Here is a 1,197-nt window from a genome sequence, read left to right on the forward strand (position 1 = left end):
CCCCAATCCATCACTGTGGTGACCAAAGATGTCGTGGAGGACATCAATGCCACGCGGTTGCAGGACGCGCTCGACTACGCCGGGGGGGTGGGGCGGGCCAATAACTTCGGCGGCCAGGGCCTGACAACTTTCACAGTGCGTGGATTTACCACCGGCGAGTTCTACCGCAACGGATTTCCAATCAACCGTGGTTATCCAAACATGCCTGATACGAACACCATCGAGCGGCTCGAAGTGCTGCGAGGGCCGGCGACCATGCTCTATGGTCGAGGCGATCCGGGTGGCACGTTCAACGTCATCTCCAAACAGCCTCTGGCTGTGCCCACGGTCACGCTGGGTAGTCAGCTCGATGAGCAGGGGATGAAGCGTGGCACGCTGGACGCCTCCGGCCCGCTGGATGAAGAAGGCCGTTTGGCCTATCGCCTAAACGTGGTGGGTGAGGGTGGTGATACCTTCCGCGATCATGTCGAGACCGAACGTTATGGCGTGACGCCGGTTATTTCCTGGCAGGCCACCGACGATACCAAGCTGATTTTCGAAGGCGACTTCATGCGCAATAACCACCCGCTGGATCGTGGTCTGACGCGCTATCCCAATCAGATTGGCACCGCATCTCGCGATACCTTTTTCAGCGAAAAAGACGTTGGCAAATTGCACAACGACAACAACATGGCGCAGCTGCGTTTCGAACACCTGCTAAGCGATAACTGGACATTGGGCGGTGGTTTCCAATGGCTCGATGGCACCCTTGAAGGCAATGCCATTGAGGCCAATGGTGTCGCCGCCGACGGACGCACCCTGGGCCGCAACTTCAACTACCGCAAGCTGGAATGGACGGACAAGGACACCCAGGTCAACCTCACCGGGCATTTCACCGCAGGCGGTTTCGATCACACCTTACTGACCGGAGTCGAATACGAGGATTACGACTACAGCTCAATCATTCAGCGCTCCAGTGGCGCGGTGAGTGCTTACCCGATTGATATCTTCAATCCGGTGTATGGCCAGCCTCGTCCGGCCCTGACCCGAACGCCGACCAACGATAAGGAGAATGTCAAGACATACGCCGCCTTCGTCCAAGATCAGGTGGCATTGACTGAGCGCTTGAAGGTTTTGGCAGGCGCCCGTTTCGAGCGCTTCGAGCATGACTACGAAACCTTCGTACCGGGCGGTAGAAGCTGGGAGGCCAGCGACAAT

Annotated in this window: 1 protein-coding gene; it reads left to right on the forward strand. The window is 57.8% G+C overall.

Annotated features, from left to right (window positions below; all coding sequences use genetic code 11):
• Positions 1 to 1,197, forward strand: a 1,197-nt coding sequence (locus tag AC1DRJ_RS28555; RefSeq protein WP_477805092.1) for a TonB-dependent receptor, incomplete at both ends; no start/stop codon positions are given.

The sequence above is a fragment of the Pseudomonas sp. P5_B2 genome (genome assembly GCF_056400445.1).